Raw genomic sequence first — 1457 nt, forward strand, 5'->3', positions numbered from 1 at the left:
AGAAATATCCGTTTTCAATATTTACACTACTTAATAGCAATTCAGCTCAGCTTTCTACGCTTTCGCCTTGAAGTACTGCAAGCTTGATTAAGAATTTTAACAAACGCCTGCCTTTGTTCACCCAGTCGCCTTAACAGGATTTCTAACACTTTAGGTTTTATCGTACTAACATTGGCTCCTCTGGCGATGAGGTTTAGAACGGCTTCCCGGTCTTTTGCCATAAGTGCGAAATAAAGAAGACTGCGCCCAGAGCTGCAGACTGGCAGATTAACTTCGGTAATAGCAGTCACGGCTTCGGGCAGTAATTCCTCAAGCAACTCAATATCGATAGGGAGAGGGTCGCGGAACACCACGCTGCTGATTAGATCAAAAGCAGTTTCCTGGGTACTGGTGAAAAGCTCAATTCTGGCTCCTGCTGCAAGGAGTATTCTGACCACTTCAGGCGCATTGCTATTAAAGGATCTGCACTTGAAAAAAGGGTTTGTTGCATAAAAAAGAGGAGTGGCTTTATGTTCATCAAGCACATTAACATCGGCGTGTTTGACTATCAGTTTTTTCAGTGCCGGTTCATGCCCGGATTCTGCGGCATGGTGAATGACTTTACGCCCTTTAAAATCTGCCAGATCGAAGGAGGCATCATGAGCAATTAAGGTATCAAATAGCTCGGGTTTTTTAGGATTCCCGGCAGCCAGATGGAGAGCAGTGTAACCATCAATTTCCTGGATATTCATATCTGCCTTGTGATCCAGAAGTAGTTGCAGCGCCTGTAAATTGTTGCTTTTTACCGCATGGTGCAGGGCTGTCATGCCTTTTTTATCTTGCCGGTTGATATCAGCATTGCAGCTCAGTAGTGAACGGAGCAACCCCAAATTACCGTTTTTCGTGGCAATGTGAACAGCTGCCATGCCCTTCCATGAATGAAGAACGTCCGGGTCTGCGCCATCAGCAATCAGTTTGAGGGCTTTTTCTTCCTCACCGGCCTTAACTGCATGGGTAACGGGTGAGAAAGTGATTTCAGAAGAAACATATAAGCGGCAGGTAGGGCATTTAGAATTTAATGCAGGATTCACTGTGCGCCATTCTCGCAGACACTTATCATGGAATAAATGCATTACAGGAGCGTGCTGAGGGTCATCTAAAAAATAATTAAAAATATGTAACATTTTGACAGAATGCCCACCGATAAAACCTTTATCACACAATCCGCAGCCGGAAGAAATATTTTCCTGGGTGACACCGCTGGAAATAGGGTTACCGTTTACAAGCCAGGTCTCCTCGGAAATTAACTCCTGTAGTCGAGACAGATTAAAATAGTGAGGGGTTAGATCCATTGTTATTTCCTATTTCAGGCCTAAGCAAACAATACTTATCTCTCAGGAATTGTCCCGAAATAATTTCGACATTTGAACTCGATCTCCGTTCATCCTGAGCTTGTCGAAGGGTGATTGGCACAATAC

General features: G+C 44.2%; 1 protein-coding gene. It reads right to left on the minus strand.

What is annotated here, in order from left to right:
* Window positions 1-41: 41 nt before the first annotated feature.
* The gene (locus KDK15_RS05790) at window positions 42-1331 is read right to left on the minus strand and encodes an ankyrin repeat domain-containing protein (protein WP_257294417.1); all 1290 of its coding nucleotides are present in this window, start codon (window positions 1329-1331) and stop codon (window positions 42-44) included.
* Window positions 1332-1457: the final 126 nt, after the last annotated feature.

The organism is Endozoicomonas sp. YOMI1 (assembly GCF_024606345.1).
GTDB lineage: Bacteria > Pseudomonadota > Gammaproteobacteria > Pseudomonadales > Endozoicomonadaceae > Endozoicomonas.